This is a genomic window from Arthrobacter bussei, assembly GCF_009377195.2.
Lineage (GTDB): Bacteria > Actinomycetota > Actinomycetes > Actinomycetales > Micrococcaceae > Arthrobacter_D > Arthrobacter_D bussei.
The window spans coordinates 1-286 of record NZ_VJXX01000028.1 but is presented as its reverse complement, the minus strand read 5'-3'; the positions used below and the strand labels follow the sequence as shown (position 1 = coordinate 286).

At 60.1% G+C, this 286-nt stretch carries 1 protein-coding gene; it reads right to left on the bottom strand.

Annotated elements, in window-relative coordinates; translation table 11 throughout:
- Positions 1 to 82 precede the first annotated feature (82 nt).
- A partial coding sequence (locus FNH21_RS16945) for a hypothetical protein (RefSeq protein WP_206687082.1) occupies positions 83 to 286 on the bottom strand: 204 nt, incomplete at its 5' end.

Here is a 286-nt window from a genome sequence, read left to right as displayed (position 1 = left end):
CTCGGCAGTCCATCAAGAAACCCTGGGTCTTGCGGTCCTCGAGGAACTCAAAGCACCACAAGCAGCCGCGGTACTCGGCATCTCACCGGTCGCGTTCCGGCTCCCGCTCAGCCGCGCCAGACGAGCCCTTCAACTCCACCTCGACCACTTGCCACAGATAACTCCGAAGTCCGTCGAACTCTCCGGAAGGACACCATGGAATTATGACCTTGCGCAACTCGACCGCCTCTACACCGGAAACGATGCGCGTGCAGCGAAGGTGATCCGAGAAGTACGGGACAAGGTC